Below are 379 nucleotides of genomic sequence, written 5' to 3'. Positions count from 1 at the left end.
CTATGGGAGCGGGGATAGGCCGGGCAAGTATCCATTCCATGAGGCAGGATTGTATTATATCCAGGAACCAAGTGCGATGGCGGCAGGGGAAATTCTCGACCCACAGCCTGGTGAGAGGGTTTTGGATTTATGTGCGGCACCTGGCGGCAAAACCAGCCATATTGCCGAAAGAATGAAGCAGCAAGGTTTTTTAGTAACCAATGAAATCTATCCAGCCCGGGCCAAGATTCTGTCACAAAATGTTGAACGAATGGGGATCAAGAATGCCGTTGTTACAAATGAAGCTCCTGCTCGTTTGGCGGAAAGGTTTCCCGGCTATTTTGACCGGGTGATGGTTGATGCCCCTTGTTCCGGGGAGGGAATGTTCCGTAAAGATCCG

At 50.7% G+C, this 379-nt stretch carries 1 pseudogene; it reads left to right on the top strand.

Annotated elements, in window-relative coordinates:
- Window positions 1-379, top strand: a pseudogene (locus RYX56_RS21415) (RNA methyltransferase); the annotation flags it as partial.

Source organism: Alkalihalophilus lindianensis (genome assembly GCF_032843265.1).
GTDB lineage: Bacteria > Bacillota > Bacilli > Bacillales > Bacillaceae_D > Alkalihalophilus > Alkalihalophilus lindianensis.
This window is presented reverse-complemented; position numbering and strand designations above follow the sequence as displayed.